The sequence below is a fragment of the Amycolatopsis ponsaeliensis genome (assembly GCF_030182635.1).
In the GTDB taxonomy this organism is placed as follows: Bacteria; Actinomycetota; Actinomycetes; order Mycobacteriales; family Pseudonocardiaceae; genus Amycolatopsis; species Amycolatopsis ponsaeliensis.
Window position 1 is genome coordinate 50,341 of sequence record NZ_JAPZLD010000057.1, and the last position, 23,590, is coordinate 73,930.

A 23,590-nucleotide genomic window follows, 5' to 3' on the forward strand; every position below is an offset into this window, starting at 1 on the left:
GATGACGACCATGACCAGCGCGGTGACGCTGCCACCGGGACCGACGGCGCCGCGTGCCGTCCAAGGCGCCTACGCACTGACACAACCGCTGCGCGGCATGCGGCGGCTCAAAGAACGCCACGGCGACGCCTTCACCGTGAACGTACCGATCTTCGGCCACGCCGTCGTGATCAGCGACCCGGCCGAGATCAAGCAGCTCTTCACCTCCGGGCCCGACCTCGTCGACAACCTCGAGGTCAACCTCGGCCGGGTGCTCGGCCCGCACTCGATGTTCGCCCTGTCCGGCGGCGAGCACAAAAGGCAGCGCAAGCTCCTCGTCCCGCCCTTCCACGGCCGCCGGCTCGCCGCCTACGAGCAGATCGTCGAAGAAGAGACCTTGCGTGAGCTGGCCAGCTGGCCGGACGGAAAAGCGTTCGCCACCCTGCCGTCGATGATGCGGATCACGCTCAACGCCATCCTCCGCGCGGTGTTCGGCGCCGAGGGAGCCGAGTTCGCGGAGCTGCGCGAACTGCTCCCGCCGTTCGTCACCCTCGGCTCGCGGCTGGCCGTCGCGCCGATTTCCAAGAAAGGCCGCTTCAATCCCTGGCGCCGCTTCGAACGGATGCGCCGCGAGTACGACGCGATCGTCGACCGGCTGATCGCGAAGGCGCGCCCGGACGGCGACGACGTCCTCTCGATGATGCTGCAGACCCGCTACGACGACGGATCCGGCCTCAGCCGCGACGAGATTTCCGACCAGCTCCTCACCCTCCTGACAGCCGGACATGAGACCACGGCGACGACGCTCGCCTGGGCTGTCGAACGTCTCCGCCGCCACCCCACGCTGCTGGCGGAACTCCACGACGACGACGGGAAGCTCCTCGACGCCACGATCCTCGAGGTCCAGCGCACCCGCCCGGTCATCGACCTCACCGCCCGGCAGGTCAAGCAGGACGGCTTCCGGCTCGGCCGCTGGACACTGCCGAAGGGGTACGCGGTGCTCGTGAGCATCGCCCTGATCCACGACGACGACGCGGTGTTCCCGCACGCGGCCACCTTCGACCCGCACCGCTTCGAAGGCGCGCGCCCGGACCTCTACCAGTGGATCCCGTTCGGCGGCGGCACGCGACGCTGCCTAGGCGCCGCGTTCGCCACCATGGAGATGACCGTCGTCCTGCGGACCTTGCTGCGGGAGTTCGACCTCGTGCCGACCGCCGAGCGCGGCGAACGCTGGCATTCTCGGGGTGTGGCCTACGCCCCGGCCAAGGGCGGGCGCGCGATCGTGCGCCGCCGGAGCACCGGAGGAGATTCGTGACCGAAGAGATCGCCGACGCCGGCCGGGGCATTTCCCTGGCCTACGATCGGATCGGGGACCGCGGCGCCGATCCGCTGGTCCTCGTCGCCGGGCTCGGCCAGCAGCTGCACAGCTGGCCGGACGCGTTCTGCGCGCAGCTCGCCGAGCGCGGGTTCGAGGTCATCCGGTTCGACAACCGCGACGCCGGGCGCTCGACGCACCCGCGCTTCCGCCCGGCGAGCCTGCCCGCGATGTTCGCCGGGCGCTTCCCACCGGAGCAGTACGACCTGAAGGACATGGCCGCCGACACCGTCGGTCTGCTCGACGCTCTCGACCTCGAGACCACCCACCTCGCCGGTGTGTCCATGGGCGGGATGATCTCGCAGACGGTGGCGGCGCTGCACCCGGCGCGCGTCCGCACCCTGACGTCGATCATGTCGACGACCGGGTCCCGCCTGATCGGCCGCCCGGCGTTCTCGACGTTGCGGCTGATGGGCGCGAAGCCGCCGAAGTCCCGCGAAGAGGCCGTCGAAAGCGCCGTGACGATGTTCCGGCACATCAGTTCGCACGGCTTCCCCTTCGACGAGGCCTGGGTGCGCGAAAAGGCCGGGATCGGCTGGGACCGCGACCCGACGGCGGGCGGCGTGGGCCGCCAGCTCGGCGCGATCCTCAAGTCCGGCAACCGGACGGCGTGGCTGCGGAAGATCACCGCGCCGACACTGGTGATCCACGGCGACCGCGACCGGATGGTCCACCCCACCGGCGGCGCCGCCACGGCCCGCGCCATCCCCGGCGCCCGCCTCGAAACCGTCCCCGGCATGGGCCACGACCTGCCCGAAGGCGCGTGGCCGGTCCTGCTCGACCTCGTCGACAAGCACGTGAGGAGCAGCGATGTCACGGCCCCGTAGCATCACCGGCCGCCCGGTGGTGATCACCGGCGCGGCGTCCGGCATCGGCCGGGCACTGGCCACCCGGCTGTCCCGGCTCGGCGCGCCGGTCGCCCTCGCCGACGTCGACGCAGACGGGCTCAAGGCCACCGCGGCGGCGTTGCACGGCCGAGTGCTCACGCGGGTGCTCGACGTCCGCGACGCGGAAGACCAGCTCCGGTTCGCCGGCGAGGTGCGAGAGTGGCTCCCCGCGCCGCTGGCCGCGGTCTTCAACAATGCCGGTGTCGCGGTCACCTCGTCCGTGCTCGACGCGGTGCCCGAGGACGACGACTGGCTGCACGACATCAACTTCCGCGGGGTGGTGCACGGGACGCGGGCGTTCCTGCCGATCCTCGCCGAGCAGGGCGAAGGCGCGATCGTCAACACCTCCAGCGTGTACGGCCTGCTCGGGATTCCCTACCAGAGCGCCTACTGCGCGGCGAAGTTCGCCGTCCGCGGCTTCACCGAGTCGCTGCGGCAGGAGCTGGCCGGCAGCGCGGTCCGCGCGATCACCGTCCACCCGGGCGGCATCACGACGAACATCGCGCGCAACGCCCGGGTGCGCCGGGACCCCACCGGACGGGGCCGAAGCCGCGAAGAGATGGCCGCGCAGTTCGAGGCCATGACGATGACGTCGCCGGACAAGGCCGCGGCGATCATCCACACCGGCGTCGACCGCGGCAAGGCCCGCATCCTCGTCGGCCCCGACGCCTACCTGTTCGACGCGCTCGCCCGCGTCACCCCCACCCACTACAACGCCGTCCTGACGCGCCTGATGAGGCGCCCGCGGCGGACGGAGGCCGTGCGATGACCGAGCACGTCGAGGTCCTGATCGTCGGCGCCGGGCTGTCCGGCGTCGGCGCGGCCCACCACCTGCGGACGGCGTTCCCGCGCAAGACGTACGCGATCCTCGAAGCCCGCGAGGCCATCGGCGGCACGTGGGACCTGTTCCGCTACCCGGGAGTCCGGTCCGATTCGGACATGCAGACCCTCGGCTACCGGTTCCGGCCGTGGACCAGCGAGAAGGCCATCGCCGACGGGCCGTCGATCCTCAAGTACGTCCGCGACACCGCGGCCGACGCCGGGATCGACCGGCACATCCGGTTCGGGCACAAGGTCGTCCGCGCCGCATGGTCCACCGAGAACGCACAGTGGACGGTGGAGGCGACCCACGAGGGCGAGCCCGTCCGGTTCACGGCGAAGTTCCTCTACCTGTGCAGCGGCTACTACGACTACGCGGGCGGCCACACGCCGGAGTTCCCGGGCATCGAGGACTTCGGCGGCACCGTCGTGCACCCGCAGCACTGGCCCGAGGACCTCGACTACGCCGGCAAGAAGGTCGTCGTGATCGGCAGCGGCGCGACGGCCGTGACGCTGGTGCCGGCCATGACCGACCGCGCGGAGCACGTGACGATGCTGCAGCGCTCCCCCACCTACATCCTGTCGCTGCCGTCGGAGGACGCGCTGGCCAACCGGCTGCGCGGGCTGCTCGGCGCGAAGCTCGCGTACCCGATCGCGCGGTGGAAGAACGTCGCCGTGAGCACGCTGATCTACCAGCTCAGCCGGCGCCGTCCGGGCGTGGTCAAGGCGATGATCCGCAAGGCCGCGATGAAGCAGCTGCCGGCCGGGTACGCCGTCGACACCCACTTCAAGCCGCGCTACCAGCCCTGGGACCAGCGGCTGTGCCTGGTGCCGGACGGCGATCTGTTCCGCTCGATCAAGCGCGGCGACGCCTCGGTGGTCACCGACCGGATCGCGTCGTTCACGAAGGACGGGATCCGACTGGAGTCCGGGGACGAGCTGCCCGCGGACGTCGTCGTGACGGCCACCGGGCTACGGTTGCTGGCCTTCGGCGGCATCGACCTGGTGGTCGACGGCGAACCGGTGAAACTGCCGGAAACCATGGCGTACAAGGGGATGATGCTCAGCGGCGTGCCGAACTTCATCTTCACGATCGGGTACACGAACGCGTCGTGGACGCTGAAGGCCGACCTGGTCGGCGAGTACTTCGTCCGGCTGCTGCGCCACCTCGACCGCGGCGGCCACGACCAGTGCGTGCCGGTCAACGACGACCCGGCGGTCACCGAGCGGCCGCTGCTCGACTTCGACGCCGGGTACGTGCTGCGGTCGATCGACGCGTTCCCGAAGGCCGGGTCGCGGGCGCCGTGGACGCTGGGCATGAGCTACGCGCACGACGTCGTCAAGCTGCGGCACGGCCGGATCGACGACGGCGCGCTCCGGTTCTCGCGGCGGAAGGCGGGAGCGGGCAGACTGAGCGCATGACGCTCTCTTCGCCCCGGTGCCGCTGACATGCACTCCGCGGGACTCGTGCTGCACCCCCGCCGCGACTCGGCGGCCGCCGTCGAAGCCGTGCTCGGCTGGGCCGGCAACCGGAACATCGAGATCCTCGGCATCGCCGACGAGATCGTCCGCCTGAACTGCGCGGCGATCGGGGTGACGCCCGAGGAGCTCGGCCGGCGGTCCGACCTGGTCGTCAGCCTGGGCGGGGACGGCACGATGCTGCGGGCCATGCGGCTGGCCGACGGGCAGCGCGCGCCGGTGCTCGGGGTGAACCTCGGCAAGCTGGGCTTCCTGGCCGAGGTCGACGTCCCCGACCTGCCCGGCGCGCTCTCGGCCATCGACGACCACCAGTTCACGGTGGAGCCACGGCTGGCCGTGGACGCCGTGCTGGCGGGGCGCCGGATCACGGCGTTCAACGACATCGCGGTGGTGCGCGTGCCGGGCGACGGCAGCGCGGTGGTGGCGGTGCACGTGGGCGGCCAGCAGTTCGTCAGCTATTCGGCGGACGCGGTGGTCGTCGCCACCCCGACCGGCTCGACGGCGTACAGCTTCTCGGCCGGCGGCCCGATCACCAGCCCGTCGGTCGAGGCGCTGCTGGTCACGCCCGCGGCACCGCACTCCGCGTACAGCCGGGGCATCGTGCTGTCGGTGCACGACGAGGTGACGCTGGAGCTGCTGCCGACCAGCGGCCGGCTGGCAGTGGAGGTCGACGGCCAGGTCGAGGGGTACGTCTCCCCCGGCGACCGGCTCGACCTGCACGCCCGGCCCAGTGCGGCGCGGGTGGTCCGGCTCGGGATGACGACCTTCTACCAGCGGGCGCGCCGCAAGCTCCGGCTGACGGATTCGGCCGAGATCCCGCAGGACGGTTACCACTGACCCAGGCGGAGCTTTCACGTGAAAGCTCCGCCTGGGTCGGGTACTGGTGGCCCGCATCACATCTCGGGCGTGTCCCGCTATGATCACGGAATGGTCACGGGTAGCGTCCCCGGCTTGCGCCTGAACCAGCCGAGCCGTCCGGGAGTGTCCCCTTACATGCTGTTGCCTTCCCCCGCCCGCCCGTCACTCCCCGCCCGGCTGCTCGTGCCGGGAGCGCTGAGCGCCTTCGCCGGCGCCGTCGTCCTGCTGGCGGTGCTGCACCTCGACCGGCGGCTGGCCCCGCTCGACCCGGTCAGCACGATGCTCAGCGACTACGCGCTGAGCCCGGGCCGCTGGATGTGGGACGGCGCGCTGCTGCTCACCAGCACCGGCTCGGCGCTGCTGCTGGTCGCGCTCTACCGCCGCGGCCTGCTGGCCAACCCGGTACTGGTGGCGGCGAAGGCGCTGTGGTGCCTCAGCCTGCTCGCGGTGGCGGTCTTCGCGAAGGATCCCCAGGGCGGCGCCATCACCGCCACCGGCAAGATCCACCTGTACGCCTCGGCGGTGACCTGTCTCAGCTTGCCGATCGTCGGCTGGGCGCTGGGCCGCCGGCACCGCGACGACCCGCGCTGGCGGCGGTTCGCCCGCTGGTCGCGCCGGCTGGCGCTGGCGGCGATCCCGTTCTACCTGCCGTTCATCGTGCCGTTCGCGGTGAACGTCATCCTGGGCGGCCACTTGCCGACCGTGGCGACCGGGCTGGTCGAGCGGCTGATGATGGTGCTGGAGATCGCGCTGCTCGCGGTGCTCGGCCATTGGGCCCACCGGGCGATGCGCGCGGGAGTCCACTTCCGGACGGCCTGATCGGAGTCAGTCCCCGATCAGCCGCGAGATCCGCTCGACTGCCGGCTCGGGAGCCGGCATCCGCATCAGCCCGGTGCCGATGCCCCGCTGCCGCAAGGCTTCCTTGATCCCTTCGACGGTGCCGCCTAGCGCGGCGAGGACCGCGTCGGCACGGGCCTGGGCCGCCCGCTCGGCCGCGGTGTCTCCCGCCTCGACCGCGGCCGCGAGGTCGGTGAAGGGTTCCGGGAACGCCGACGACAGGCCCGACACGATGCCCGCCCCACCGGCGCGGGCGACCGCCGCCAGGTCGGTGTCGGCCCCCGACCAGAACCGCGCGTCCGGCAGGGCCGCGCGGAAGTCGGCGAACCGGGCCGCCGCGGCGCCGGACAGCTTGCCGCCGCGCAGGCCCGTCGCCGCGAACTGCTCCGGGGAGAGCGTGACCCCGGTGCGGTCGGGGAAGAGGTAGCCGTAGACGTCGGCGTCACCGGCGGCGTCGCGCACGGCGGCGAAGTGCCGCCCGACGGCCTGGGCGTCGGCAGGCAGGTAGTACGGCGTGAGCACGGCCAGGCGCGTGGCGCCTTCGGCGAGCGCGTCGGCGGTCAGGGCGACCGCTTCGCGCGTGCTCGCCGCGCCCACGTGCACGATCGTGCGGTCCGGGCCGAACACCGCCATCGCGAGGGCCACGAGCGTCCGGCGCTCGACGCGGTCGAGCGCCGGGAACTCGCCGGTCGTCCCGGCGACGAAGACGCCGTCGACCCGGCCGCTCAGCCAGGTCAGCAACGCGGTGTTCCCGGCTTCGTCGAGCGCGCCGTCGTCGCGGAAGAGGGTCGGCGTGGCGGACAGGACCTCAGCGCGCGGCATCGGCGTCTCCCGGCTGCTCGCGGGTGCGGTGCAGCAGCCAGTCCCGGTCGGTCCGGATCAGCGCGTAGCGGACCGACTCCGTCCGGCCGTGCAGGGTGAACAGGATCCGCTTGTCCGTCCGGTCGTGCTCCTCCCACCAGCCGGTGTCCGCGACCTTCTTCGTGTCGTCCTCGTAGGCGAGGTGGTCCATCGCGTGGTCGGGCACCGCGACCGCCAGCCGGTTGCCGCTCGCGTCCGGCGGGAGGCCGCGCGGCACCGCCCACGACCGCAGCACGCCGTCCTCCTCCAGCCGGAGGTCGAAGTGGTGCCGGGGGCGCCAGTGTTCGTGCACCACGAAGGCGGGTTTCACCCCTCCACCATGCCAGATTTCCCCGCCACTACCCGTTTTCCGCCTTCCCAAACCGTCCATCCGAGGACTTGACCCGATCCAGAAAAGCGCGGACGGTGGGGTGTCATGAGCGATGCGACCACCACGCTGCGGGCCGCCGGCCTGCGCGTCACCGCGCCGCGGCGGGCGGTGCTCACGTGGCTGGCGACGCATCCTCATTCCACAGTGGACGAAATCGGCACCGGGGTCCGCTCGGTGCTGGGATCCGTGTCCACCCAGGCGGTCTACGACGTCCTGGGCGCGGGCGCGGAGGCCGGCCTGATCCGGCGGATCGAGCTGCCGGGACATCCGGCACGTTTCGAACGGCGGGCCGGGGATAACCACCACCACGTCGTGTGCCGTCGCTGCGGGCGGACGGAGGACGTCGACTGCGTGGTCGGCGCGGCCCCGTGCCTGACTCCGGGCGACGCGCACGGCTTCCTGGTCGACGAAGCGGAAGTGGTGTTCTGGGGCGTCTGCCCCGGCTGCGGCACCACTTCCCGGAAAGAGGCAACACCGTGACCGAACCGACCACCACCGACGCCGGCATCCCGGTCGAGAGCGACGAACACTCGCTCACGGTCGGGCCCGACGGCCCGATCCTGCTGCACGACAACTACCTCATCGAGCAGATGGCCCAGTTCAACCGCGAACGCGTCCCCGAACGCCAGCCGCACGCGAAGGGCAGCGGCGCGTTCGGCCGGTTCGAGGTGACCGGCGACGTCAGCGCGTACACCAAGGCCGCCGTGTTCCAGCCCGCCACGAAGACCGACCTGCTGATCCGGTTCTCCACCGTCGCCGGCGAGCGCGGCAGCCCCGACACCTGGCGCGACCCGCGCGGCTTCGCGGTGAAGTTCTACACCAGCGAAGGCAACTACGACATGGTCGGCAACAACACGCCGGTCTTCTTCATCCGGGATCCGTTGAAGTTCCAGCACTTCATCCGGTCGCAGAAGCGCCGCGCCGACAACAACCTGCGCGACCACGACATGCAGTGGGACTTCTGGACGCTGTCGCCGGAGTCGGCGCACCAGGTCACGTGGCTGATGGGCGACCGCGGGATCCCGCGCACCTGGCGCCACATGAACGGCTACAGCTCGCACACCTACATGTGGGTCAACGCCGCCGGCGAACGCTTCTGGGTGAAGTACCACTTCAAGACCGACCAGGGCGTCGAGACGTTCACGCAGGACGAAGCCGACCAGATGGCGTCGGCCGACACCGACTACCACACGCGCGACCTGTACGAGGCGATCGAGCGCGGCGACCACCCGAGCTGGACGCTGAAAGTGCAGGTCATGCCGTTCGACGACGCGAAGACGTACCGCTTCAACCCCTTCGACCTGACGAAGGTGTGGCCGCACGGCGACTACCCGCTGATCGACGTCGGCCGGATGACGCTCGACCGCAATCCGACCGACCACCACACCGAGATCGAGCAGGCGGCGTTCGAGCCGAGCAACCTCGTGCCGGGCATCGGTGCGAGCCCCGACAAGATGCTGCTCGGCCGGCTGTTCTCCTACCCGGACGCGCACCGCTACCGGATCGGCGCGAACTACAAGCAGCTGCCGGTCAACGCACCCGTCTCCCCCGTCCACAGCTACAGCAAGGACGGCGCGATGCGGTACACGAAGGTGTCCGACCCGGTGTACGCGCCGAACTCGAAGGGCGGGCCGCAGGCCGACGTCGCGAAGTACGGGCAGCCTTCGGGCTGGCACACCGACGGCGACATGGTCCGCACGGCGTACACGCTGCGCGAGGAGGACGACGACTGGGGCCAGGCCGGGACGATGGTCCGCGACGTGCTGGACGACGACGCCCGCGCCCGGCTGGTCGACAACGTCGTCGGGCACCTGCTCAACGGCGTCTCCGAGCCCGTGCTGCTGCGGGCGTTCGACTACTGGCGCACCGTCGACAAGGACCTCGGCGACCGGATCGAGTCCGGCGTGCGCGGCAAGCAGGACGAGACCGACCCGAAGGCCGCGGACCAGGGCAACCCGGCGCGCTCCAGCATGCAGCGCAAGGCCTGACAGCACGGGAGTGGACGCGGACCCGGTGCGCGTGCACCGGGTCCGCGTGCTCTACCTTGGCCTCTTCGGGGAGGTGGGGAGGCCGAGTGAGCGTCACCGACGTCGTGCTGCCCGCCGGCGCCGCCGCGGCCCTGCTGGTGTTCGCGGTCCGCCTGGCCCGCGAACCGCGCCGGCTCGGCAACGCCGTCTGGCTCGGGGTGGCGTTGCTGCTGAGCGGGTTGTGGCTGCTGCGCGCGGCCCTGCATCTCGAGTGGCTGACGCCGATCCTGGTCGGAGTGGTTGCGGTCGTCGCGGTGATCGTCGCGGTGGTGCTGCCGGGCGCGCTGATCGTCAACGGCGTCGGGATGGTGCGACGCGAAGGGCGGAGTCTCCAGAACCTCCTGTCGTTCCTGCTCGGCGTCGGCATCCTGGTGCTGGAAGGGCTGTTCTTCGCGCCGCTCGGCCGGTGGGGATCGGCAGTGGTGGCCACGGCGGCGGTACTCGCCTGCTACTTCGGTTTCCTGTTCGCGTCCCTGCTCGGGTATTCGATCCTGTACGGCAGGCTGCGGCGGCGCACCGGCTTCGACGCGATCATCGTCCTCGGCTGCGGCCTGGCCGGCGACCGCGTGACGCCGCTGCTGGCCGCCCGGCTCGACCGCGCGATCCGGCTGTACGAACGGGAAACGGCTCCCCCGTTGCTCGTGGTGTCGGGCGGGCGGGGGCCCGGCGAGACGATCTCCGAAGCCGAGGCGATGGACGACTACCTGCGCGCGCAGGGAATCCCGGAGGACCGGATCCGCCGTGAGGACCGCGCGACGACGACCGAAGAGAACCTCGAGTTCTCCGCGGACCTGCTCGGCGGCGCGCGGCCGCAGCGGGTGCTGGCGGTGACCAGCAACTACCACGTCTTCCGCACGGCGGTGGAGTGCCGCCGCCTGGGCCTGCCGTTCGACGCGGCGGGCGCGCCGACCGCCCGGTACTTCCTGCCGAGCGCGCTGCTGCGCGAATTCGCGGCGCTGATCCTCCACTACCGGCGCACGACGATCGCGGCCTGCGCGGTGATCATCGGCGGCGGGCTGGGGCTGGCGATCTTCGCCTAGGCGGGCACGGCGGCGATCGCCTCGACCTCGACGGCGTAGTCCGGACCGGCCAGCGCCGCCACGACGGCGAGCGTCGACGCCGGGAAGTCGCCGTCGGGGAACCACTTCGCGAACACCTCGGCCTGCGCGGCGCGGTACCCGGCGAGGTGCTCGGTGCCCGTGACCAGCGTCAGCAGCTTGACGAGGTGCTCCGGCCCCGCACCTTCGGCGTCGAGAAGCGCTTCGAGGTTGGCGAAGATCTGCCGTGCCTGCGTTTCGGCATCGGCCCCGGCGAGGGTGCCGTCGGGACCGACCCCGAGCTGGCCGGCGAGGAAGACGAGCCGGTGCCCGGCGGGCACCTCGGCCAGGTGGCTGTACCGCCCGAGCGGCGGTGCGACGGTCTCCGGGTTCCAGCGTCGTGGCTTCACGCCGTTCATGATCGCAGACCCGGGTTCCGCACCGGTCCCGGTTCGCGGTAGGTTCGCCCGCAGATCCGGTTTGCCAAATAAACTAGTTACGATCTGGGGAGACGATGACCGAACCCGCCGAGCTGCTCGACGAGATCTCCCGCCTGCGGGCCCGGACGCGGGCCGACCGCCACGCGTACGTACCGCCGTTGTTCCTGTTCGGGGTGCTCGTGCTGCTGGCTCCGCTGTGGGCGGAAGGCGGGCCGCACCGCTTCGAGGTCGGGCCCGTCGGGTTCGGCACGCCACTGCAGCTCTACTGGCTCGTCGCAGTCGTCGGCGGGTTCCTGGCCACGGCCGCGTGGTACCTCCACCGCGGCACGCGCAGCGGCGTGCGGACGCCGATCCGCGGCTACCTCGCGATCGGCCTCGTGGGTGTCCTCGCGATCTCGTTCGGGTTCCCGGTGGTCGAGTCCTTCGCCTACCGGGTCGAGCGGTCGCCGTTCGCCCAGCCGTCGTTCACGGTCCCGGTGGCGGCCGCCGCCCTGCTCGCGCTCGGCGGCGTGCTGTGGCTGCGGCCGAAGCTCCGCCACCCGGGCATCGCGACGGCGGCCGCGATGGTCTTCGGTCTCGTCGCCCTCGCGATGCTCGACCTCCGGTTCGCGCCGGTGCGGCCCTACGCGCCGCTCGTCACGATCGCGCTCGGCCTGATCGGGCTGGCGTGGCTGGAACGCAGCCGGGTGCTCGGCGTGATCAGCGGGCTCTTCGCGGCCGCGGCGCTGCTGGCGAACACCTACAACGTGCAGAACGTGTTCTTCCACCTCGGCGTCTTCGCGCGGTACGAGGGCGAAGCCACGATGGCGTTCACGAACACGCTGCTGCCCGGGCTCGTGCTGCTCACCGGCGGGGCGTTCGCGGCGTGGCACGAGCGGCGGGCGCGCGCATGAGCGAGCACCCCGCGGCGGGCCTCGACGAGACCGTGCACCAGCGGCACCGGCTCGGCATCCTCACCATCACCGCCGAAGCCGGGAAGGTCGACTTCGGCTACCTGCGCCGGACCCTTGACATGACGGCCGGGAACCTCTCACGGCACGTCACGATCCTCGAAGAGGCCGGGCTGATCGACGTCGAGAAGGGCTACGAGGGCAAGCGGCCCCGCACGTGGATCACGATCAACCCGGCCGGCCGGCGGGCCCTGTCCGCGGAAGTCGCCGCGTTGCGGGCCCTGGTCTCGGCGATCGAGCGCGCAGCGCCTTGAGCCGTCGCCCGGAAGTATAGGGCGTTATACGCACCCCGTGGTCAGCGGAACCAGGCGCCGGCCCCCGAGCGCATGGCCATGCCGTGCTGCTCCGGCGGGATCGGCAGCGAGCCCTGGCTCGGCGGCCACAGCGTCACCGCCGGGACCTCGCGAAGCTGGGCGCGGAGCTTCTGCAGCGGCAACGGGCGCCGGCGGGTCAGCATGGTCGTCGTTCGGGGGTGCAGGTCCACGAACGGGTAAGTCGCGTGCAGTGCCGACAAACGGCGCTCCAGGTGCTGGCTGCGGGACGTCAGCTCCGCCGCCGGCACCGCCGGCTGGATCACCAGGAACTCCCCCGATCCGAGCCGGACCGCGCGGTCGAGCGGGCGCAATCCCCCGCGGAGCAGGTCCGCGATGTTCTGCTCCGTGTGCATGCGGACGCGGGTGCCGTGCCGCCGGCCGACGGCGGTGAGGTCGTCGACCGCGACCAGCACCAGGCCGAGCGGCACCGTGTCGGTCGCGTCGCCGAGCCACCGCGTGAGGCCCGCCAGGGTTTCGAGCCCGGTGTCCGGGTCGACGGCCGGGCCCGGGACCGCCGGTGCCGACGCCCGCGCCTCGTCGAGCCGGGCCGCCACGTGCCGCAGTGCCGCCTCCGCGCGGCTTTCGATGTCGACCTCCGCCGGGGTCTCCACCGACGCCAGGACCTCGCCGACCTGGTGCCGCACCGCCGGGGGCAGCCGGTCGCCCATCGCGTCGCGGAGCCGGACGACCTCCGCGTACGCCTCGTCGCGGCGCAGCCCCCAGCGGCCGCGGAACAGCCGCGCCCGCTCGACCGACGACGCCTGCGGGTCGATCTCGTCCAGGTCCTGCGCGACGACCGAGGCCCCGAACGTCGGCGACAGCACCGCGACCGACCACTCCCGCGCCATCGGCTCGTCGGGGCGCAGCAGCACCGGCGTGACGCCGTGCGGGAGGTCGGGCCGGCCGGAGTCGACCATGCCGACGACCGTGACCGCCGCCTTCCGCGCGATCCGCGCGTACACGTCGCGTTCTCGTTCGAAGTACGGCAACCGCTGGAACAGCGCGAACACCACGGTGTCGGCGCCCGTCCCGTCGGCGAGCGCGGCGCGCTCGACCGCGTGGGACGCGGTCACCAGAGCGCGTTTGGACAGCACGCCAGCGCGCTGATCTGCGTCGGGCACGGAGGATCGCCTTCGCCGGGGAAAGGGAGGCAATCACCGTAAAAGACCAAAGCCCGCCGGACTAGCTACACAATGGTGTGAAATCAGAAGTGGTGACGGTCAGCCTCCCGGGCGACGACCTCGTCACGATCCGCGAGTCTTTCCAAGCCCTGCAACGGCTGCCGCATCCGGTGGTTTCCCCGCAGCCTACTCGCGTTGCGGTCGAGGAACGCCCAGTACCCGGCGGTGAACGGGCACGCGTCCGGCCCGGTCCGCTTCTTCGGGTCGAAGACACAACCGGGGCAATGGTCACTCATCCGGCTGATGTAGGCGCCGCCGGCCGCATACGGCTTCGTCCCGACGAGGCCGCCGTCGGCGTACTGGCTCATGCCGATCACGTTCGCCGGCATGACCCACCCGAAGCCGTCGACGAACGCGGTGGCGAACCAGCGGTTCAGCTCGGCCGGGTCGTACCCGCGCTGCAGCGCGTGGTTGCCGAGCACCATCAGGCGTTCGATGTGGTGGGCGTAGCCGCGGTCGCGCACGCCGGCGAGCGCGGTGCGCAGGCAGGCCGCTTCGACGGCGTCCGCGTCCAGCGAACGCCACCAGCCCGGCAGCTCGCGGCGCGCCTGCAACGCGTTGCGCCGCAAGTACTCCGGCCCCTGGTGCCAGTACAGGTGCCACACCCACTCGCGCCAGCCGAGGATCTGCCGGACGAAGCCTTCGACGCTGCTCAGCGGCGCGTCGCCGGTCCGGTAGCGCTCTTCGGCCCGCCGCACGACGTCGCGGGGGTCGAGCAGGCCGAGGTTGAGCGGCACGGAGAGCAGCGCGTGCGCCATCGCCCAGTCGTGCGTGAGCATCGCGTCCTGGTGGGGGCCGAAGACGGGCAGGCGGTGCTCGAGGAACCGGCGCAGAGCACGGTTCGCTTCGTCGTGCCCGACGGCGAAGCGCCGCGGGCCGTCGACGCCCACCGGGTGGATCTTCCCCGCGCGCTCGGCTTCGTCGAGCTCGGCCCGGACGCGGTCGTCGATCTCGTTTTCCCGCGGGTGCCAGGGCGCGGGCACGTCGAGCCGGGTGGTCTTCGGCGGCGGCTGCCGGTTCTCCTGGTCGTAGTTCCAGTGCCCGCCGGCCGGTTCGCCGCCGGGCTCCAGGAGCACGCCGAACTTGCGGCGCTGGTCGCGGTAGAAGTCCTCCATGACGAACCGCGTGCGTCCCTCGGCCCACGCGGCGAAGTCCTCTTTGGACAGCACGAAGCCGGGCGTCGGCAGGATTTCCGTGACGACGCCTTCGTCGCGCAGCCGCCGGACGAAGGCGTCGGCGGCGTGTGACGTCGGCTCGTGCACGACGACGGGCCGCCCGAACCGCCGCAGGCCGGTGCGGTAGTCCGGGGCGTCGAGCAGGGTGACGCGGTCGCCGAGATCGGCGGCGAGCCGGTACAGCGCGGCCTGGACGAGGTGCAGTTTCTGCCGGTGGAACGGCTTCCCGGCGAAGGCCGCGGCCGAGCGGATCAGCAGCACGTCGCGGCCGCGGTGTTCGGGCGTGCTGTGGAAGTGCGGCCCGAGCTGGTCGGCGAACAGCCAGAGCGCGGGCTCGTTTCGCATGCCCCGAAAGCTAACCCGGTTCCGGCGGCTCCGCTCGGTCAGCCGCCCGGCGAGGTGAGGTGGGCGAGCGCCATCGCGGTCGTTTCGGTGGCCCACTCGGTCCACGTCAGGCCGTCGGGCCAGAACCGGCCGGTGGCGGCGCGGTGCACCCCGGAGCCGATGATGGTGCGAGCGGTCGTGCGGACGGCGAGCGCGGCGTCCGGACGGCGAACCTCGTCCAGGTACGGGTGAACGGCCTCGACGAGCGCCTGCTGGATCGCGGCCAGCGCCTGGAGGCCGCGATCGCGCCCGTCGGCGCGCTGGCCGTCGAGCAGTTCCGAGAAGATCCGGTCGTGGCTCGAGAAAGTCCCGGCCAGCGCACGGACGAACGCGCCGACGACCTCACCCAGCCCCGGCCCTGACGCCTGGAGCGCCTCGCCGACGCCGGTCTCGAGGCGGCCGAGCAGCTGGTCCTTCACGGCGTAGAGCAGCTGGTCCTTCCCCGAGAACCGGCGGTAGATCGTCCCCACCGACATCCCGGCCCGCTCGGCGACCGCGGCGAGGGTGAACTCTTCGTGGCCCTGCCCGGCCAGCACGTGCTCGGCGGCGGCCAGCACCTTCTGCAGCGACTCCCGGCTGCGCGCTTGCTGCGGCGGGCGGAATCCCGGCTCGACGGACTGCTCGCTCACCGGCCGCACGCTACCTCCTGCCCCCGGACCATCGCCAGATGCGAATGATAACTTGCATTCGCATTCAGGCGACGAGAGGGGCGAACATGGTGAGCATCGAGGTCCGGCGCGCGTACGTCGACTTCCCGGTCTTCGACGCCAAGACCCGGTCGCTCAAGAAACAGGTGCTCGGCAAGGTCGGCGGCCCGATCGCCGCCGCGGCGAAGGTCCCGGTCATCGAAGCGCTGCACGACATCACCCTCTCGATGGGCGACGGCGACCGCGTCGGGCTGGTCGGGCACAACGGCGCCGGCAAGTCGACCCTGCTGCGACTGCTGTCCGGCATCTACGAGCCGACCCGGGGCACCGCCCGGGTCGCCGGCCGGATCGCGCCCGTGTTCGACCTCGGCGTCGGCCTGGACCCCGAGGTTTCGGGTCACGAGAACATCATGATCCAGGGCCTGTTCCTCGGCATGAGCCGCAAGCAGATGACGAAGCGGGTCGACGACATCGCGGAGTTCACCGAGCTCGGCGACTACCTGAGCCTGCCGCTGCGCACCTACTCGGCCGGCATGCGGGTCCGGCTCTCGCTCGGCGTCGTGACCACGATCGATCCCGAAATCCTCATCCTCGACGAAGGCCTCGGCGCCGTCGACGCGGCGTTCCTCGCGAAAGCCCGTGAGCGGCTGGTCGACCTCGCCCGCCGCGCCGGGGCGCTGGTGTTCGCCTCGCACTCCGACGAACTGCTGCGGGAGCTGTGCACCACCGCCCTCTGGATGGACGAGGGCCGGATCCGCCGACACGGCCCACTGGACGACGTCCTCGCGGCCTACCACGCGAGGTCATGACTCGGCCGCGTACGTCCTCAGCACTTCCGTCGTGTCGCCGAGGAACTTCGCCACCGCTTCGGCCTGCCCCGGCTCCAGTTCGTCCGTCAGCCGGGTCAGCGCGTCGACCAGCGGGGCCAGTGCCGCCCGGACCTCGGTGCGGGCCGCATCGGCGATGACCAGCGTGACGCGCCTGCCGTCGCTGGGGTGGCGGTCGCGGCGGACGTGACCGGCCGCCTCCAGGCGGTCGACCAGGACCGTCGCCGACGCCGACCGGATCTTGAGCGCGTGCGCCAGGTCGACCGTGCCCATCGGCCTGCCCGCCGCCAGGTGCTGCAGGGCCTGCACGTCGGTCGCGCCCAGGCCCAGGCGGCGGGCCAGGGCCAACTGGACGTCGTGGGCGAGCGCCAGCAGGTCCCGCAGGGCGAGGTTCACCCGGAACGCGACGCTGTCTTCCACCGGGACATTCTAAGCTAGCTAGACAATCTAGCTAGTTTTGCTACGGTGTCGCGGGTGGATGCGCGAGCGATGAACGCCGAAATGACCGCCAAGCTGATCGGTGCCCCCGGCGAGCCGCCCCCCGAAGGCGGGTACGCGCTGCGTGTCGTCGAGACGCGCGGCCGCAGCACCGGTGAGCCGCGGCTCGTGCCGCTGGCCGTCGTCGCGCGGGACGGCGAGCGCTACCTCGTCTCCCCCGTGCGCGACCGCGACTGGGTCGCCAACCTCCTGGACGCGCCCGAGTGCGCGCTGCTCGCGGCCGGCGAACGGCAGGACTGCCGCGCGGAGACCATCGACGGCTACGAAGCCGCCCAAGTCGTCGCGACGTACCTGGCCGCGATGTCGGTGCCGTGGGCGATCAAGGCCTTCCCGGTCCCCCAGGACGCCACCCCGCGCCAGATCCTCGAGCACCTGACCGGGATGGCGGTCTTCCGGCTGACCACAGTGGACACAGTGGACACGGCGTGAGCGTCGCCGTCGCGGGCGGCGGCCCCGGCGGGCTGCTACTCGGCTACCTGCTCGCCCGCGCCGGGATCGACGTCACGGTGTTCGAAGCGCGCTCCGACTTCGACCGCGACTTCCGCGGCGATTCGCTGCACCCCTACACCCTCGAGCTCCTCGACCGGCTCGGCCTGGCGGCCGACCTCCTGCGGCTCGACCACTTCAAGGCGCGGTCGTTCCGCTTCCACACGCCCTCCGGCGTCTACAGCTGCGCCGACTACGACCGCCTCGACACGCAGTTCGGCTACGTCGCGCTGATGCCGCAGGTGCGGTTCCTCGACTTCCTCGCTGAGCGGGCGGGCGCGCTCCCGACGTTCACCCTGCGGACGAACGCCAAGGTCACCGGCCTCCTCGAAGAGGACGGGAAGGTGACCGGCGTCCGGTACCGCGGTGGCGAGCTCACCACGTCGCTGGTCGTCGGCGCCGACGGCCGCTTCTCCACCGTGCGGCGGCTCGCGGGTCTCGACGCGAAACCGCTCGGCGCCACCACCGACCTGCTGTGGTTCCGGCTGCCGCGCTCCCCCGGCGACCCGCCGGACGCCGACCTCGACCTCTACTTCGGGCGCGATGCCTACGTCGGCGTCCTCGGCGGCGTTCAGGACTGGCAGGTGGGCTACAGCATCGAGAAGGGCTCGTACCCGGCGCTGCGCGAACGGGGCGTCGAGCCGATCCGGGCGTTCCTCCGCGAGCGCGTGCCGTGGCTCGCCGACCGCGCGCACCTGCTCACGGACTTCTCGCAGACCACACTGCTGTCAGTGGACATCTCCCGCGTCGAGCGCTGGCACCGCCCGGGCCTGCTGCTGCTCGGCGACGCGGCCCACGTCATCTCCCCCGTCGGCGGCAACGGGATCCTCATGGCGATCCAGGACGCCGTCGCGGCGGCGAACCGCCTGATCCCGGCCCTGCGCCGCGGTGACGCCGGCCCGGACGTCCTCGCCGGCGTCCAGGCCGACCGCATCCGCGCCATCGAACGGGTCCAGGCCGACCAGGTGCGGGTCGAGAAGCGTGCCGCGGCCGCGCGGGCACGCGGCCGCGGCACTGCGCCCCCGGCGTTGCTCAAGCTCCTGTTCGCGGTGCCCGCGCTGCGCACCCGCGGTGCGCGGAGCAACGCCTACGGGCCCTTCCCGCCTCAGCTCGACGAGTCCCTGTTGGCGTCTTAAGACCGCCGGCCGCTGTCCGCGGACGCCGCGTCGGCCATCGCGGCCACCGTGCGTTCGAGGCCCTGCTGCACCTCGCCACCGCCGGCCTCGCGGACGCTGTGCAACGTCACGGTGATCTCCGACGACGCCGGGCCGTCCTCGGCGACCCGCAGTTCACCGTGGTAGTCGTCGGGGCCTTCGGCGCCCCAGGACAGCGAACGGTTCGCCGCGTCGGTGTGCAGCCACGCTTCGCTCGCGACCCGGTTGCCGTGCACCTCGGCCTCGACGTGCACGCTGTCGCCGCCCGTCGGCTCGGCGACCTTCATGTCCGGGAAGTACCGCGGCAGGTTCTCCGGGTGGCTCAGGAAGGCGAACAGTTCGTCGGCGGGGACGTCGGCGGTCGCGGTGTGGCGGTACTCGGTCATCGTCAGCTCCTCGCGGTCGGGTCGCGCCCCGGTTACCCCTATCTCCGCGGGAACAACCCCGGTAAAGGTGCTTTAAACGGGTCCCCGCTGGGCATCCGGGAAGCATGACGACCACCGACCCCGAGACCCAGGTGCCGAAGCGGGGCCCCGATCCCGTGCAGGGCATGGGCATGCTGATCGGCCTGCTGTTCCTGGTGCTGGGCGCGCTCGAGCTGATGCCGGGCGTCTCGGTCGGCGAAGCGCCCTCGCGGACCCTGTTCGGGGTCTTCGCGGTGTCGGGAGCGTGGACGCTGGTGCACCTCCTGACCGGCGCCGCCGCGGTGTTCTGCACGCGGTCCTCTCGCGCGGCCGCCCGGTTCCTGATCATCGCCGGTGCGTGCTACGCCGTGGTCGGCCTCGCCGGGCTGCTGCCACTGCCGCGGGCGGTCACCGACGTACTGCCGCTGAACACCGCCGGGATCTGCCTCGCCCTCGCCCTCGGCACGGCGATGCTCATCCTCGGGGCGGGCTGGCTGTGGCGCCGGCCGGAACGGCGCCGCTGAGGTCCTGCGGGAAGTCGCGCGGGAACCGCACCAGCACCGCCGTGACCAGCGCCGCGAGTCCGAAAAGGACATAGCCGTTGCCGGTCAGCTGCTGGAGGAACGTCCAGTCGCGCTCCACTTCGCCGCCGCGCGGCCACCACCACTGCGGGCCGGCGACGAACAACACAGCGCCCACCCCGGCCACGGCGGCGAACCCGCGCCGCCGGGTGCGGCGTGCCAGCTCCGCCCAGCCGAGCAGCACGACCACGGCCCAGACCCAGTGGTGCGTCCACGAAATGGGCGAGACGAGCAGCCCGCCGACCGCGTTCAGGCCGAGCGCGACGGTCCGCTCCCCCGCGGCCAACGCGCGTCGCACGCCGAGCGCCGTCAGCACGAGGACGACAGCGACCAGCGGCAGCCACCACGCGGTCCGCGCGCCGGCCGGCACCCCGGCCCGGGCGAGCAGCCCCAGCAGGGACTGGTCGCCGGCATAGGTCGGCTCGCCGACGCGGCCGGTGTCCCAGAGCGCACTCGTCCAGTACCGCGCCGAGTCCGCCCCGGCGAGCAGGAAGCCCAGCGCCGTCGCGGCCAGGAAGGTGACGACGCTGGTCACGGCCGCGCGGGTGTCCCGGCGGAGCAGGAGGTACAGCAGGAAGATCGCCGGGGTCAGCTTGATCGCGGCGGCGATCCCGATCAGCAGGCCGCGCGGCCACCGCGGGGTGTCGACCAGGACGTCCAGGACGACGAGGGCGAGCAGGAGCAGGTCGAGCTGGCCCGCGTAGACCGTGCGCAGGACCGGCTCGAGCACCTCGGCGGCCAGCAGCAGCGCCCCGACCCGGCGCCAGTCACTGCGTGCGCCCAGCGCGCGCAGCACCGTGACCAGCACGACCGCGAGCAGGCCGAGGGTGCCCACGGTGACCGCGAGGCAGGCGGCCCAGTACGGCAGCACCGCGAGCGGCGCCAGCACGATCGCCGCGAACGGCGGGTAGGTGAACAGCAGGAGCTGGCCGTCACCGGTGGGCGGCAGCACGCCGTACAGCGCGTCGCCGTGCAGCAGCGCCGCCGAGCCGAGCCGGTAGACGTCCAGGTCGACGCGGTACGCGGGAAACCGCACCCGGCCGTCGTTGTACGACACGAGCAGCACCGCCAGCACGAGCGCCTGGGCGCCCAGCAGCACGTACGCGTTCCCCAGCTTGGCCCGCACCCCGCGTCCCCCTCGGATCATCCTTGGCATTCTGTCGCGTCCCCGCGGGAGCGCCATCCGGGAAACCCCCGGACTCCCGGCCTTCGAAAAACAGGTTGCCCGCCGTGTCAGCCTGAGCGGATGGGGACACCGACCGGCTTCACCTACCGCCTCGACGAACGCGGCACCGTGACGATCACGCACCACGGCCGTCCGGCCGGGACACTGCGCGGGTCCGCCGCCGCGCGCTTCCTGGCCGCGGCCGACCGCGGCGACGACCAGCAGCTGCTCATGGCCCGCGCGACGGGCAACTACAAGCACGGCAACGAGCGCCACGCCCGCGACCACACCCGCAACCGCGGCCGCTGATCGGAGGCGCAGCCCCATTTCCGCCGTTCGGGTCAGATGCGCGAGCCGGATGGGCTAACATCGCGATCCGTGCCGATCTCGTCAAAAATTCACGCCAACCCCAACATCGGTTTCGCGTGGCTGCGCATGATCGGCGCGATCACCGTCATCGTCGATCACAGCATGCCGCTGCTGCACCCGCAGCGGCTGACGATCTTCCCCGCGTCCTGGCACATGTCGCCGGGCTACATCGCGCTGATGGCTTTCTTCGCGATGAGCGGCTACCAGATCCAGGACAGCTGGGTGCGCGACCCGTCGTGGTGGCGGTTCTCCGCGCGGCGCCTGCTGCGGATCATGCCCCCGCTGCTCGTCGTGCTGCTGGTGACCGTGTTCGTCATCGGGCCGCTCGTGACGACGTGGTCCGCGCACGACTACTGGACGAACCTGCAGACGTGGCGCTACCTGGTCGGCACGACCGTGCTGTTCTACCTGCAGCACCTGCTGCCCGGGGTGTTCACCGAAAACCCGTACCCCTGGTCGGTGAACGGCGCGATCTGGACGCTGCCGATGGAGCTGCTCGGCTACGGCCTGGTCCTCGTCGCCGGCCTGGTGGTGCTGGCCGGCGCGGGGCGCTGGGTCGTGGTCGTCCTCCTCGGCGGCATGGTCTACGCCGACACCGTGCTGCACGCGACGTTCGAGTACCACGGCGCGGGCGGCTCCCTGCTGGAAGTCCCGATCGGGTCGACGGTGTCGTTCCTGGTGCCGTTCGTGCTCGGGATGCTGCTGCACGCCTACCGCGACAAGATCCCGCTCCGGCCGTGGGCGGCGATGGTCCTGTTCGCCGTCTACCTGGCGCTGAGCCAGACGCCCGCCAGCCGGTACCTGCTGGCGGCCAGCGCCGCCTACGGCGCGATCACGCTCGCGACGCACTGGCCCAAGAAGCTGGAGGCCGGCGGGCCGCACGTCTACGGCAGCTACGGCACCTACATCTGGGGCTTCCCGATCCAGCAGCTGCTCATCTTGGCCGGCGTCCGGCAGGTGTGGCTGCTGATCCTGCTGGCCGTCCCGGCCTCCTACGTCGTCGGCCGGTTGTCCTGGGAGTACGTCGAAAAGCCGACTCAGCGGCTGCGGCGCCACCTGAGGCCGCCGGCTCCGGTCCGGCGGCCGGTGGCGGCGCCGCCCCAGCTGCCGGTCACCGCGGCCACGCCGCTGCGGAGATCCTGACGCCTGGCACGCTGGCGCCATGAGCTACGACGTGCGGTCGATCCGCAAGCACTTCCCCGCCCTCGCCGCCGCGCACTTCGACGGGCCGGGTGGCTCGCAGGTCCCCGACGTCGTCGGCGAGGCGGTGGCCGGGACGCTGTGCTCCGGGATCGCCAACCGCGGCGTCGTCACGGCCGCCGAGCGCCGGGCGAGCGCGGTGGTCACCGAGGCGCGTCAAGCGGTCGCCGACCTGCTCGCCGCCGACCCGGCCGGGGTCGTGTTCGGCCGCAGCATGACGCAGGTGACCTACGACTTCTCCCGCACGCTCGCGAAGGGCTGGGGCCCGGGCGACGAGGTCGTCGTCACCCGCCTCGACCACGACGCGAACATCCGGCCGTGGGTCCAGGCCGCGGAAGCCGCGGGCGCGACGGTGCGCTGGGCGGACTTCGACCCGGCGACCGGCGAACTGGACCCCTCGGCCATCACCGATCTGCTGTCCGCGCGGACCCGGCTGGTGGCCGTGACGGCGGCGTCGAACCTCCTGGGCACCCGCCCGGACATCCCGGCGATCGCGGCGGCGGTGCACGACGCGGGCGCACTGCTGTACGTCGACGGCGTCCACCTGACGCCGCACGCACCGGTCGACGTCACGGCGTTGGGGGCCGACTTCTACGCGTGCTCGCCGTACAAGTTCCTCGGCCCGCACCTCGGCCTGGTCGTGGCGGCGCCGTCGTTGCTGGAGACCCTGCACCCGGACAAGCTGCTGCCGTCGACGGACGCGGTCCCGGAGCGGTTCGAGCTGGGGACGCTGCCGTACGAGCTCCTGGCCGGCACGACGGCGGCGATCGACTTCCTCGCCGGTCTCGTCCCGGGTACGGGTTCCCGCCGCTCGCGGCTGGTCGCCTCCCTGTCCGCCTTGGAGGGGCACGAAAACGCGCTGCTCGCCCGGCTCGACGCGGGGCTGGCCGCGCTTGCGGGGGTGACCCGGTACGGGCGGCCATCGCGCCACCGGACACCGACGGTGCTGTTCTCCGTCGAGGGCGTCGCGTCGCAGGCGGTGTACGAGCACCTCGGAGCCCAGGGGGTCAACGCACCGGCGGGGAGTTTCTACGCGATCGAGTGTGCGCGGCACCTGGGTCTCGGGGACACGGGGGCGGTCCGGGCGGGGATCGCGCCCTACACGACGGAGGCCGACGTCGACGCACTGCTCGCCGCGGTGAAGTCGATCCCGCGCGAGTAGGTCTGCCGCGGCTGTCGTGAGTGAGAAACAGGGTTAGAACTGTCGATGGGCGCTGGCGTGCGCTCGCGGGTGGGATGAGAATCGGTGGGCGTGTCGCCGGTCGACGTCGGCTGTGTTTGGCCGT

Annotated in this window: 27 protein-coding genes; 18 read left to right on the top strand and 9 right to left on the bottom strand. The window is 72.1% G+C overall.

Annotation, left to right across the window (positions count from 1 at the left end; genetic code table 11):
* Position 1: 1 nt before the first annotated feature.
* From QQ657_RS48765 to QQ657_RS48790, 6 genes are all read left to right on the top strand, one after another.
* Positions 2-1,294 (top strand): cytochrome P450, encoded by a 1,293-nt coding sequence (locus QQ657_RS48765; RefSeq protein ID WP_284749268.1) that lies wholly within the window; start codon positions 2-4, stop codon positions 1,292-1,294.
* The gene (locus tag QQ657_RS48770; RefSeq protein ID WP_284749269.1) at positions 1,291-2,181 is read left to right on the top strand and encodes an alpha/beta fold hydrolase; all 891 of its coding nucleotides are present in this window, start codon (positions 1,291-1,293) and stop codon (positions 2,179-2,181) included. Before QQ657_RS48765 ends, QQ657_RS48770 begins: the two co-directional genes overlap by 4 nt.
* A complete protein-coding gene (locus tag QQ657_RS48775; RefSeq protein WP_284749270.1) occupies positions 2,165-3,010 on the top strand; it encodes an SDR family NAD(P)-dependent oxidoreductase in 846 nt (281 codons plus the stop codon). The genes QQ657_RS48770 and QQ657_RS48775 overlap by 17 nt, the downstream gene beginning before the upstream one ends.
* A complete protein-coding gene (locus QQ657_RS48780; protein WP_284749271.1) occupies positions 3,007-4,482 on the top strand; it encodes a flavin-containing monooxygenase in 1,476 nt (491 codons plus the stop codon). Before QQ657_RS48775 ends, QQ657_RS48780 begins: the two co-directional genes overlap by 4 nt.
* A gap of 27 nt (positions 4,483-4,509) precedes the next feature.
* Positions 4,510-5,376 (top strand): NAD(+)/NADH kinase, encoded by an 867-nt coding sequence (locus tag QQ657_RS48785; protein WP_284749272.1) that lies wholly within the window; start codon positions 4,510-4,512, stop codon positions 5,374-5,376.
* Positions 5,377-5,532: 156 nt separating this feature from the next.
* On the top strand, positions 5,533-6,216 hold the full coding sequence (locus QQ657_RS48790) for a DUF998 domain-containing protein (RefSeq protein WP_284749273.1): 684 nt from the start codon (positions 5,533-5,535) through the stop codon (positions 6,214-6,216).
* Positions 6,217-6,222: 6 nt separating this feature from the next.
* On the opposite strand, the gene QQ657_RS48795 is transcribed toward QQ657_RS48790, so the two are convergent.
* Together QQ657_RS48795 and QQ657_RS48800 are read right to left on the bottom strand one after the other, a co-directional pair.
* Positions 6,223-7,056, bottom strand: a complete 834-nt coding sequence (locus QQ657_RS48795) for a dihydrodipicolinate synthase family protein (protein WP_284749274.1) — start codon at positions 7,054-7,056, stop codon at positions 6,223-6,225.
* Positions 7,043-7,405: a DNA polymerase ligase N-terminal domain-containing protein gene (locus QQ657_RS48800; RefSeq protein WP_284749275.1), complete on the bottom strand. Its 363-nt coding sequence runs from the start codon at positions 7,403-7,405 to the stop codon at positions 7,043-7,045. Before QQ657_RS48800 ends, QQ657_RS48795 begins: the two co-directional genes overlap by 14 nt.
* Positions 7,406-7,510: 105 nt before the next feature.
* On the opposite strand from QQ657_RS48800, the gene QQ657_RS48805 reads away from it, so the two are divergent.
* From QQ657_RS48805 to QQ657_RS48815, 3 genes are all read left to right on the top strand, one after another.
* Positions 7,511-7,945 carry a Fur family transcriptional regulator gene (locus QQ657_RS48805; protein WP_284749276.1) on the top strand — a complete coding sequence of 145 codons (435 nt, stop codon included), beginning with the start codon at positions 7,511-7,513 and terminating at the stop codon, positions 7,943-7,945.
* Positions 7,942-9,453: a catalase gene (locus tag QQ657_RS48810; RefSeq protein WP_284749277.1), complete on the top strand. Its 1,512-nt coding sequence runs from the start codon at positions 7,942-7,944 to the stop codon at positions 9,451-9,453. Before QQ657_RS48805 ends, QQ657_RS48810 begins: the two co-directional genes overlap by 4 nt.
* Before the next feature lie 86 nt (positions 9,454-9,539).
* A complete protein-coding gene (locus QQ657_RS48815) occupies positions 9,540-10,532 on the top strand; it encodes a YdcF family protein (protein WP_284749278.1) in 993 nt (330 codons plus the stop codon).
* Here the strand turns inward: QQ657_RS48815 and QQ657_RS48820 are convergent.
* Complete coding sequence (locus QQ657_RS48820) at positions 10,529-10,939, bottom strand: RidA family protein (RefSeq protein ID WP_284749279.1); 411 nt, start codon at positions 10,937-10,939, stop codon at positions 10,529-10,531. The genes QQ657_RS48815 and QQ657_RS48820 overlap by 4 nt on opposite strands.
* 104 nt (positions 10,940-11,043) lie before the next feature.
* Between QQ657_RS48820 and QQ657_RS48825 the strand changes: the two genes are divergently transcribed.
* Together QQ657_RS48825 and QQ657_RS48830 are read left to right on the top strand one after the other, a co-directional pair.
* Positions 11,044-11,862, top strand: coding sequence for a hypothetical protein (locus QQ657_RS48825; RefSeq protein ID WP_284749280.1), 819 nt, complete (start codon positions 11,044-11,046; stop codon positions 11,860-11,862).
* Positions 11,859-12,173, top strand: coding sequence for a winged helix-turn-helix domain-containing protein (locus QQ657_RS48830; RefSeq protein ID WP_284749281.1), 315 nt, complete (start codon positions 11,859-11,861; stop codon positions 12,171-12,173). The genes QQ657_RS48825 and QQ657_RS48830 overlap by 4 nt, the downstream gene beginning before the upstream one ends.
* Before the next feature lie 41 nt (positions 12,174-12,214).
* Here QQ657_RS48830 and QQ657_RS48835 read toward each other — a convergent pair whose 3' ends face one another.
* The 3 genes from QQ657_RS48835 to QQ657_RS48845 all read right to left on the bottom strand — a co-directional run bounded on the left by QQ657_RS48835 (position 12,215) and on the right by QQ657_RS48845 (position 15,602).
* On the bottom strand, positions 12,215-13,354 hold the full coding sequence (locus tag QQ657_RS48835) for a DICT sensory domain-containing protein (protein WP_284749282.1): 1,140 nt from the start codon (positions 13,352-13,354) through the stop codon (positions 12,215-12,217).
* Positions 13,355-13,437: 83 nt separating this feature from the next.
* Positions 13,438-14,934 carry a cryptochrome/photolyase family protein gene (locus tag QQ657_RS48840; RefSeq protein ID WP_284749283.1) on the bottom strand — a complete coding sequence of 499 codons (1,497 nt, stop codon included), beginning with the start codon at positions 14,932-14,934 and terminating at the stop codon, positions 13,438-13,440.
* Between the two features lie 38 nt (positions 14,935-14,972).
* Positions 14,973-15,602: a TetR/AcrR family transcriptional regulator gene (locus QQ657_RS48845; RefSeq protein WP_284749284.1), complete on the bottom strand. Its 630-nt coding sequence runs from the start codon at positions 15,600-15,602 to the stop codon at positions 14,973-14,975.
* Between the two features lie 86 nt (positions 15,603-15,688).
* On the opposite strand from QQ657_RS48845, the gene wzt reads away from it, so the two are divergent.
* Positions 15,689-16,429 (top strand): galactan export ABC transporter ATP-binding subunit Wzt/RfbE, encoded by a 741-nt coding sequence (gene wzt / locus QQ657_RS48850; RefSeq protein ID WP_284749285.1) that lies wholly within the window; start codon positions 15,689-15,691, stop codon positions 16,427-16,429.
* Here the strand turns inward: wzt and QQ657_RS48855 are convergent.
* Positions 16,424-16,867 carry a MarR family winged helix-turn-helix transcriptional regulator gene (locus tag QQ657_RS48855; RefSeq protein WP_284749286.1) on the bottom strand — a complete coding sequence of 148 codons (444 nt, stop codon included), beginning with the start codon at positions 16,865-16,867 and terminating at the stop codon, positions 16,424-16,426. The genes wzt and QQ657_RS48855 overlap by 6 nt on opposite strands.
* A 54-nt stretch (positions 16,868-16,921) precedes the next feature.
* On the opposite strand from QQ657_RS48855, the gene QQ657_RS48860 reads away from it, so the two are divergent.
* Positions 16,922-17,374, top strand: coding sequence for a nitroreductase/quinone reductase family protein (locus tag QQ657_RS48860; RefSeq protein WP_284749287.1), 453 nt, complete (start codon positions 16,922-16,924; stop codon positions 17,372-17,374).
* Positions 17,371-18,567 carry an FAD-dependent oxidoreductase gene (locus tag QQ657_RS48865; RefSeq protein ID WP_284749288.1) on the top strand — a complete coding sequence of 399 codons (1,197 nt, stop codon included), beginning with the start codon at positions 17,371-17,373 and terminating at the stop codon, positions 18,565-18,567. Before QQ657_RS48860 ends, QQ657_RS48865 begins: the two co-directional genes overlap by 4 nt.
* On the opposite strand, the gene QQ657_RS48870 is transcribed toward QQ657_RS48865, so the two are convergent.
* A complete protein-coding gene (locus QQ657_RS48870; RefSeq protein WP_284749289.1) occupies positions 18,564-18,971 on the bottom strand; it encodes an SRPBCC family protein in 408 nt (135 codons plus the stop codon). The two genes, QQ657_RS48865 and QQ657_RS48870, sit on opposite strands and share 4 nt — an antisense overlap.
* A gap of 104 nt (positions 18,972-19,075) precedes the next feature.
* On the opposite strand from QQ657_RS48870, the gene QQ657_RS48875 reads away from it, so the two are divergent.
* A complete protein-coding gene (locus QQ657_RS48875) occupies positions 19,076-19,513 on the top strand; it encodes a DUF4383 domain-containing protein (protein WP_284749290.1) in 438 nt (145 codons plus the stop codon).
* Here QQ657_RS48875 and QQ657_RS48880 read toward each other — a convergent pair.
* Positions 19,464-20,717 carry a glycosyltransferase 87 family protein gene (locus QQ657_RS48880; protein ID WP_284749291.1) on the bottom strand — a complete coding sequence of 418 codons (1,254 nt, stop codon included), beginning with the start codon at positions 20,715-20,717 and terminating at the stop codon, positions 19,464-19,466. The genes QQ657_RS48875 and QQ657_RS48880 overlap by 50 nt on opposite strands.
* A 99-nt stretch (positions 20,718-20,816) precedes the next feature.
* On the opposite strand from QQ657_RS48880, the gene QQ657_RS48885 reads away from it, so the two are divergent.
* The 3 genes from QQ657_RS48885 to QQ657_RS48895 all read left to right on the top strand — a co-directional run bounded on the left by QQ657_RS48885 (position 20,817) and on the right by QQ657_RS48895 (position 23,466).
* Positions 20,817-21,044: a hypothetical protein gene (locus QQ657_RS48885; RefSeq protein ID WP_284749292.1), complete on the top strand. Its 228-nt coding sequence runs from the start codon at positions 20,817-20,819 to the stop codon at positions 21,042-21,044.
* A gap of 69 nt (positions 21,045-21,113) precedes the next feature.
* Entirely contained in the window at positions 21,114-22,247 is a 1,134-nt protein-coding gene (locus QQ657_RS48890) for an acyltransferase family protein (RefSeq protein ID WP_284749293.1), read from the top strand.
* Positions 22,248-22,266: 19 nt separating this feature from the next.
* Positions 22,267-23,466 (top strand): cysteine desulfurase-like protein, encoded by a 1,200-nt coding sequence (locus QQ657_RS48895; RefSeq protein WP_284749294.1) that lies wholly within the window; start codon positions 22,267-22,269, stop codon positions 23,464-23,466.
* Positions 23,467-23,590: the final 124 nt, after the last annotated feature.

Coding starts and splice junctions, on each gene's coding strand:
- QQ657_RS48885 (WP_284749292.1), top strand. CDS start 20,817: ATGGGGACACCGACCGGCTTCACCTACCGCCTCGACGAACGCGGCACC.
- QQ657_RS48780 (WP_284749271.1), top strand. CDS start 3,007: ATGACCGAGCACGTCGAGGTCCTGATCGTCGGCGCCGGGCTGTCCGGC.
- QQ657_RS48895 (WP_284749294.1), top strand. CDS start 22,267: ATGAGCTACGACGTGCGGTCGATCCGCAAGCACTTCCCCGCCCTCGCC.
- QQ657_RS48790 (WP_284749273.1), top strand. CDS start 5,533: ATGCTGTTGCCTTCCCCCGCCCGCCCGTCACTCCCCGCCCGGCTGCTC.
- QQ657_RS48785 (WP_284749272.1), top strand. CDS start 4,510: ATGCACTCCGCGGGACTCGTGCTGCACCCCCGCCGCGACTCGGCGGCC.
- QQ657_RS48840 (WP_284749283.1), bottom strand. CDS start 14,934: ATGCGAAACGAGCCCGCGCTCTGGCTGTTCGCCGACCAGCTCGGGCCG.
- wzt (WP_284749285.1), top strand. CDS start 15,689: ATGGTGAGCATCGAGGTCCGGCGCGCGTACGTCGACTTCCCGGTCTTC.
- QQ657_RS48830 (WP_284749281.1), top strand. CDS start 11,859: ATGAGCGAGCACCCCGCGGCGGGCCTCGACGAGACCGTGCACCAGCGG.
- QQ657_RS48795 (WP_284749274.1), bottom strand. CDS start 7,056: ATGCCGCGCGCTGAGGTCCTGTCCGCCACGCCGACCCTCTTCCGCGAC.
- QQ657_RS48765 (WP_284749268.1), top strand. CDS start 2: ATGACGACCATGACCAGCGCGGTGACGCTGCCACCGGGACCGACGGCG.
- QQ657_RS48875 (WP_284749290.1), top strand. CDS start 19,076: ATGACGACCACCGACCCCGAGACCCAGGTGCCGAAGCGGGGCCCCGAT.
- QQ657_RS48775 (WP_284749270.1), top strand. CDS start 2,165: ATGTCACGGCCCCGTAGCATCACCGGCCGCCCGGTGGTGATCACCGGC.
- QQ657_RS48880 (WP_284749291.1), bottom strand. CDS start 20,717: ATGATCCGAGGGGGACGCGGGGTGCGGGCCAAGCTGGGGAACGCGTAC.
- QQ657_RS48805 (WP_284749276.1), top strand. CDS start 7,511: ATGAGCGATGCGACCACCACGCTGCGGGCCGCCGGCCTGCGCGTCACC.
- QQ657_RS48870 (WP_284749289.1), bottom strand. CDS start 18,971: ATGACCGAGTACCGCCACACCGCGACCGCCGACGTCCCCGCCGACGAA.
- QQ657_RS48825 (WP_284749280.1), top strand. CDS start 11,044: ATGACCGAACCCGCCGAGCTGCTCGACGAGATCTCCCGCCTGCGGGCC.